Origin of the sequence: Rhodococcus chondri, assembly GCF_036327435.1 — a bacterium.
Taxonomy (GTDB): Bacteria; Actinomycetota; Actinomycetes; order Mycobacteriales; family Mycobacteriaceae; genus Rhodococcus; species Rhodococcus chondri.
Genome location: NZ_JAUZMZ010000226.1, coordinates 1 through 6293, shown reverse-complemented (window position 1 = coordinate 6293; position 6293 = coordinate 1). Strand labels below are relative to the sequence as shown.

The 6293-nt window shown below is 69.7% G+C and carries 8 protein-coding genes and 1 pseudogene; 3 read left to right on the top strand and 6 right to left on the bottom strand.

All coding sequences use genetic code 11. From position 1 onward, the window contains the following. From Q8814_RS23610 to rimP, 4 genes are all read right to left on the bottom strand, one after another. On the bottom strand, positions 1 to 705 hold a 705-nt coding region (locus tag Q8814_RS23610), incomplete at its 3' end, for a translation initiation factor IF-2 N-terminal domain-containing protein (protein ID WP_330154404.1). A gap of 158 nt (positions 706 to 863) precedes the next feature. Then, a complete protein-coding gene (locus Q8814_RS23605) occupies positions 864 to 1229 on the bottom strand; it encodes a YlxR family protein (RefSeq protein WP_330154403.1) in 366 nt (121 codons plus the stop codon). Between the two features lie 44 nt (positions 1230 to 1273). Next, on the bottom strand, positions 1274 to 2302 hold the full coding sequence (gene nusA / locus Q8814_RS23600; RefSeq protein ID WP_330154402.1) for a transcription termination factor NusA: 1029 nt from the start codon (positions 2300 to 2302) through the stop codon (positions 1274 to 1276). Next, positions 2299 to 2910, bottom strand: coding sequence for a ribosome maturation factor RimP (rimP, locus tag Q8814_RS23595; RefSeq protein WP_330154401.1), 612 nt, complete (start codon positions 2908 to 2910; stop codon positions 2299 to 2301). Before rimP ends, nusA begins: the two co-directional genes overlap by 4 nt. A 156-nt stretch (positions 2911 to 3066) precedes the next feature. Here rimP and Q8814_RS23590 point away from each other — a divergent pair, with 156 nt between their 5' ends. Next, a complete protein-coding gene (locus tag Q8814_RS23590) occupies positions 3067 to 3564 on the top strand; it encodes a hypothetical protein (RefSeq protein ID WP_408015975.1) in 498 nt (165 codons plus the stop codon). Next, on the top strand, positions 3561 to 4007 hold the full coding sequence (locus Q8814_RS23585) for a ferritin-like domain-containing protein (RefSeq protein WP_330154399.1): 447 nt from the start codon (positions 3561 to 3563) through the stop codon (positions 4005 to 4007). Before Q8814_RS23590 ends, Q8814_RS23585 begins: the two co-directional genes overlap by 4 nt. A gap of 21 nt (positions 4008 to 4028) precedes the next feature. Here Q8814_RS23585 and Q8814_RS23580 read toward each other — a convergent pair whose 3' ends face one another. Next, the gene (locus Q8814_RS23580; RefSeq protein ID WP_330154398.1) at positions 4029 to 4874 is read right to left on the bottom strand and encodes an ABC transporter permease; all 846 of its coding nucleotides are present in this window, start codon (positions 4872 to 4874) and stop codon (positions 4029 to 4031) included. Continuing rightward, positions 4871 to 5785: an ABC transporter ATP-binding protein gene (locus tag Q8814_RS23575; protein ID WP_330154397.1), complete on the bottom strand. Its 915-nt coding sequence runs from the start codon at positions 5783 to 5785 to the stop codon at positions 4871 to 4873. Before Q8814_RS23575 ends, Q8814_RS23580 begins: the two co-directional genes overlap by 4 nt. 110 nt (positions 5786 to 5895) lie before the next feature. Between Q8814_RS23575 and Q8814_RS23570 the strand changes: the two are divergent. After that, positions 5896 to 6293: pseudogene (locus Q8814_RS23570) on the top strand (histidine kinase); the annotation flags it as partial.

Sequence of the window (6293 nt, the reverse complement as noted above, 5' to 3'; positions counted from 1 at the left end):
ACCCGGACCGGCCGCGGGACGTCCCTGACCGGGAGTCGGGCGGGGGCCGCCCTGTCCCGGTGCGGGACGCGGGCCACCCGGACCCGGACGCGGACCGCCCGGACGCGGCGCGGGACGCTCGGTCGGTGCCGAGGAATAGGGGTTGTTACCGACACGCGGGGGCTTGGGGCCCGGACGCGGACCTGCCGGCTTCGGAGCGGGTGCCGGAGCCTGCGGTGCTGCGCTCGCGGCGGGCGCCTCGACGACCGGGGCCTGCGGCGCCGGCTTCGGTGCCGCGGGCTTGGGGGCGCCGGGCTTCGGACGCGATGCCGCGGCCGGGCGCGGAGCCTCGGTGGGTTGAGGAGCCTCGGTGGGTTGAGGAGCCGGTGCAGCGGCCGGTGCCGGCGCTGCGGGTTCCTTCGCCGCGGGTTCCTTCGCTGCGGGAGCCGGCGCGGGCGCCGGGGCAGCCGCAGCCGGTGCCGCCGGGCGTGGGCCCGGTCGGGGTCCACCCGGCTTGGGACCGGGGGTGGGGGCGGTCGATGGGGCCGCCGGGGCTTCGCTCTGCTTCTTGCCGAACGATTCGCGCAGTCGACGCGCGACCGGCGGTTCCACTGTCGACGACGCGGACTTGACGAACTCGCCCTGCTCCTTCAAGCGTGCGAGTAGTTCCTTGCTTGTGACACCGAGTTCTTTTGCCAACTCGTGCACGCGGGCCTTGCCTGCCACTGCTCTCCTCACTGGTGAGGTCGAGCGGCCAATGCCCGCACGACCTCGGGTTATCTCCGATGGACGTTCATCGCTGGTGCTTCACGGTGTGCTCATGAGTGTTCGTGCCTGTTCTTCTCAGAGTTCGATGTCACTGTTGGTGCTCCCCGCCGTCGATCTCACTGCGATGCGCCGTCCGGACTTGCGTGCTCTCCGGTAACGGTCACGTCGCGTGGTCTCTCCGTCGCGGACCCGACCAGCTGATCGAGCGCCGCTGTGTCCAGGGTTCCGGACACTCTCAGTGCTCTGCCGAATGCTCGACGCCGAGCGGCCTGGCCCAGACAGTCCGGATTCGGGTGCAACCATGCACCTCGCCCGGAAAGCCTGTGCCCCGGATCCGGGACGAGAGCGAAACCGTCCGGCCCCTGCTCTCGCGCCACAATCCTCAGCAATTCGGCAGCCAGCGTTCTCTGCCGACACCCGACGCAGGTGCGCACCGGACCGGTGCGGTCCCGGCCGGCCGAGGGCAGGTCATGCTGAACCATCGACCACTCTACCGCTGATTTGTGCGGAACCGTGCATTCCACTACTACGCGCCTGTCGGCGCCGTGCCTGCCGCCCCCGTGTCGGTGGGTGCGGCGTCGCTGCGAATATCGATGCGCCACCCCGTCAGGCGCGCTGCAAGTCGGGCATTTTGCCCCTCCTTGCCGATGGCGAGAGACAGTTGGAAATCCGGGACGACGACGCGCGCTGCCCGGGTCTCCGGGTCCACAACCGTGACGGAAACCACTTTCGACGGCGACAGCGCGTTGCCGACGAACTTCGCCGGGTCCTCGTCGTAGTCGATGATGTCGATCTTCTCTTCACCGAGTTCACGCATGACATTGCGGACTCGCTGGCCCATCGGGCCGATGCAGGCGCCCTTCGCATTCAGTCCCGGCACGAGTGAGTGCACGGCGAACTTCGAACGGTGCCCGGATTCGCGGGCCACCGCCACGATCTCCACCGACCCGTCGGCGATCTCCGGCACTTCGAGGGCGAAGAGCCTCCGGACCAGGTTGGGATGAGTACGCGACAACGTGATCTGTGGTCCACGCTGACCGCGGGACACGCCCACCACATAGCACTTGATGCGGTCACCGTGCTCGTACGTCTCGCCCGGTACCTGTTCGGCGGGAGGAAGCAGACCTTCGGTCGACGACGTCTCACCACCGATCTTGACGACCACCATGCCGCGGGCGTTCGCGCGCGAATCGCGTTGCACGACACCGCTGACGATCTCTCCCTCGTGGGTGGAGAACTCACCGAAACGCTGTTCGTGCTCCGCGTCGCGGATGCGCTGCATGATGACCTGGCGTGCGGTGGTCGCGGCGATCCGTCCGAAATCCTCCGGAGTGTCGTCCCACTCGGACACCAGGTTGCCATCGGCGTCGCGTTCCTCGGCGAGCACCTGGATGGCGCCGGTCTTGACGTCCACCACGACCCGCGCGTGGGGCTGGTGGCCGTCGACGTGCCGGTACGCCGTGAGCAGCGCCGTCTCCAGCGTCTCGATCAATTCCTCGAACGGAATGTTCTTCTCCGACTCCAGCATTCGCAGAGCCGCGATCTCGATATTCACTTGTCCGTCCTCGCTTCGTTTTCTTCGTTGCTGCCGTCGGCCGTGCCGTCTTCGTCGGCCGGCTCCTCGTCGGTCTCGTCGATCTCGCCCGCTGCCACGCGCCCGTCGGGCAGGCCACCGGCCAGTTCCAGTTCGCGCGGGTTCGGAGGGGAGAACTCCACCTCCACCACGGCGTTACGGATCTCGGCGAGCGGGATCCCGCGCACGACCGGTCCGGAGCGGTCCGGTACGACGAGGCGGATCTCGTCGCCGATCAGCTCCCCGATCCGCCCGACGATCGTCTCGTCGGCCAGTTCGACCTTCGCCTTACGCCCCTGCGCGCGTCGCCAATGCCGATCGAGAGTGAGCGGCCGCCCGATACCCGGACTGGTGACCTCGAGGACGTACGGCGATTCCCCGAACTCCGAGACCGCATCGAACGAGTCCGACAGGAGACGACTGAGCCGGGCGGCCTCGTCGAGGCTCAGACCGGCATCGCTGTCGACCATCAGCCGCACCGTGCTGTGCTTGCCTGCCGCGGTCACCACGACATCCTCGAGGTCGTATCCCTGACTGGCGAGCAAGTCGGAGACGAGCTCGACAATCCTCTCCGGTGGCGGCACAGGCATGGCGACGGGCTCCTCGTTCAGTTGTGGTCGCAGCTGACAGTAGGCCGGTTCGACAGACGAACCGGCAGGCATCCAGCGTAACGCCCCTTCCGGTGTGCCGTGACCAGGCCGCTGTCCGGACCGATCATCCGGTGCTGGCACGATGGTCCGGTGCCGATGCCAGCCATACCTCCTACCGTCTCCCGACGAACCCTGCTGCGGTGGTCCTCGGCCGCGCTCGGCGGTGTCGGAGTTCTCGGTGCCGCCGGGTGCGCAATTACCGACGACGACTCCGAGCCGGAGCCGGATCCCCTGATCGCGCAGGCCGCCCGGGCCCGCGCCGAGGCCGCGACCGCGACCGCGCTCGTCGCCCTCCACCCGGACCGCGCGGAGGCGCTCACCACGATCGGAACCGAGCGCGCCGAGCACGCGCAGGTCCTCGATGCCGAGGTCGCCCGCCTGGCCGGCACGACCCCGACCGACCCCTCGTCGGCCGCGACCACGACGGCCGCCGCGACCGGTGAGCAGCCGACCGTCGAACTGTTGCGCGAGGGGTTGCAGCGCTCGCAGCGCAGCGCCGCCGATCTCGCCCGGATCCTGCAGGGTTATCGCTCCGGCCTGCTCGCGTCGATCAGTGCTGCGTGCGCGGTCGAGACGGCGGTGCTGCTCCCATGAGCTCTCCCGAACCCGGACCCGAACAGCGATCCCTTATCGAGGCGCTCGCCGCCGAGCACGCCGCCGTGTTCGGGTACGGACTGGTCGCCGCGTTCGCGGATCCGTCGCGGGCCGAACAGGTCTCGGCCGACACCGCCGCGCACCGCGCACGCCGGGACGCAACGATCGACGCCCTGCGCGCCGCCGGACTCGAACCCCCGGTCGCCGCGCCGGGGTACACGGTGCCGTTCCCCGTGACCGATCCGGTCGGCGCCGCACAACTGGCCGTGCAGATCGAATCCGACACCGCGACCGCGTGGCGTTCGGTCGTCGAGCGCGCACGCAGCGAACCCGCCCGGGCCACCGCGATCGACGCGCTCACCGAGGCGGCGCTGCGCGCGGCGTGGTGGCGGTCGGCTCTCGGCATCACACCACCGACGGTGGCGCTGCCCGGTCAGCCCTGACGCTCGCCGCGCCGTGCGCGGTCACATCTCCTGGCGGCGCATCCACCACACCGCGCCGGCACCGAACACCACGAGGTAGACGGCCAGCACGCCCGCGGCGGTCGGGCCGCTCAGGATGTCCACGACGCCGGGGGTGGCGTCTCCCCCGCCGTCGCGCAAGGCTCCGGCCAGCGATCCGGCAGCGGTTCCGGGCAGCCGATCGGTGACGACCGTTACCGGTTCGAGCACGGCACCGACGCCTCGCAGCAGGTTCTCGACGACCAGCACCCACACCAGGCCGAGTCCCACCGACAACGCCGGTCCGCGGGCGATCGCGCCGAGCAGGACCCCCGCGCTCGTCCACATCCCCAGGATCAGGGCCCCCGCGCCGACCGCACGCAGCAGTTCTCCCGGCGCGGGCAGCGCCGCGGAACGAGATTCGATGCTCGCTATCAGCGTGGCCGCACCGAGATCGATCACCGCTACGACCGCGACCAGTGCCAGCACCACCACCGCCAGCATCGCCAGGGTGCCGCCGAGCACCGCCGTACGGGACGGCCCCTGCGTGAATGCCGTCTTCCAGGTGCCCCAGCCGTATCCGCTACCGACCGTGAGCGCACCGAGGATGAGCATCAACGCGCCCCCGAACATGGCCATACCCTGTGTGAACACCGACGGCACTGCGGCGGGAAGCATCCGGTTCAACAGCACGTCGGCGGGCGCGTTACTCGACATGCTCGTCGTCCCGCCGGTCTTGTAGGTGATGTAGTCGAACACGTACAGGAACACCAGATTCAGCACGATCCACGACGCGAGCAACACCCACATCGTCGGCCAGATCCGCAGGCGCACGAACTCCGCCCGCGCCCCGGCGATGAGCTTGTTCATGACAACTCCTCGCTTTCGAACACGTCCGCCGTCATCTGGAAGAAGACTTCTTCGAGGGTTCGTTCGCGCCGGGTCAGCTCGTACACGTCGACACCCGCATCGACCAGGCGCTGCACGAGCACGGGGGTCCGGCCGGCCGCGATGTCGACGACGAGCCCATCACCGTCCCGGCCGATCGCAGCGGGCTCGACGAACTCGGCAACCGTCGCGTACGCCCGGTCGCGGGGTTCGGCGCGCAGCAGCAGCCGGCTGTCTCCCCGCAGTTCGGTGACTGTCGATTCGGTCACCAGCCTGCCGTGCGAGATGACGCCCACCCGGTCGCAGACCTGCTGGACCTCGGCGAGCATGTGACTCGACAGCAGCACCGCGTGGCCGTGGTCGGCGAGTGCGACGACGAGCACGCGCATCTCCGCCATTCCGGCGGGGTCGAGGCCGTTCGTCGGTTCGTCGAGGATCAGCAGTTCCGGCTCGCCGAGAAGCGCCGCGCCCACACCGAGCCGCTGCTTCATACCCAGCGAGTAGGTGCGGTAGCGGTCGGCGGCACGCTCGGCCAGTCCGACGCGGTGCAGCGCGTCGTCGACGTCCCTCTCGCCGAGCCCGCGGTACCGCGCCAGCACCCGCAGGTTCTCCCGCCCGGACAGGTACGGGTAGAAGCCGGGCGACTCGATGAGGACGCCTGTCCGGGCCGCGGCGGCCGGATCGCCGGGGGGCCGACCGAACACCCTCGCCGATCCGGTGGTGGGACGGACCAGTCCGACCAGCATCCGCAGCGTCGTCGTCTTTCCGGCGCCGTTGGGGCCGAGGAATCCGTACACCTCACCGCCACGCACGTGCAGATCGACCGAGTCGACGACCGTCTGCGAGCCATATCGTTTGGTGATCCGATCGGTGACCACGATTTCGTTCGACATGCTCCGAGAGTGCGCGCCGCCGTCGGTCCGGCGCCTCGGCCTGCGCGCGTCATTTCGGTTACGCGCAGCGGACGATGACAGCGCGCGATACCGCGGACTAGGTTCGGACTGTGGCAGTGCCCGCTCCTGTGCCGCGCCGGATGCCGTCCCGCGCCGACGTGACGGTGGCGGTCGTGATCGCGGTTCTCCAAGTGGCCGGCAGTCCCCCGGCCAACAGCCATCAGCCACTGACCGTGCCCCTCGACGCGTTCGCATACGGCCTGCTCGTGACCGGTCCGGTCGTGTTGCTGCTGCGGCGGAGCTACCCGACGACGGTGCTGCTGATCGTCTTCGCTGCGACCGCGACGTACACGATCCGCGGCTACGGGTACGGCCCGGTCTTCCTGTCGCTGATCGCGGCGTTCCTTACGGCCGGCACCATCGGATCGCGGTGGCGGTCGTATCCGCTGCTCGGAGTGGGATATGTGTACTTCGGCTGGGTGGCTCCGGCCGTGGCCGGCACCGGCAC